This window comes from Falsiroseomonas sp. RANM36 (assembly GCF_056682175.1).
The window spans coordinates 1-201 of record NZ_JBWXTD010000084.1 but is presented as its reverse complement, the minus strand read 5'-3'; the positions used below and the strand labels follow the sequence as shown (position 1 = coordinate 201).

General features: G+C 64.2%; 1 pseudogene. It reads right to left on the bottom strand.

Annotated elements, in window-relative coordinates:
• Positions 1-194, bottom strand: a pseudogene (locus AC1MIR_RS27945) (ATPase); the annotation flags it as partial.
• Positions 195-201 lie beyond the last annotated feature (7 nt).

Genomic DNA, 201 nt, shown 5'->3' with positions numbered 1-201 from the left:
TTGGCCAGCGTGATCTGGTACTTGATCGACCGCGCCTGCTTCTCGGCGATCTCGGCCGCGATGAAATCGCCGATGACCCTCTGCGGCTCGTGCTGGCGCTTCACCGCCGCGCCGCCGATCTGGTCGAACGCCGCCTTCATTCCATACAGTTTCAACTCGCCCATCGTGGCGAGGATCTCGGATCGCTCCAACACGCGCGGC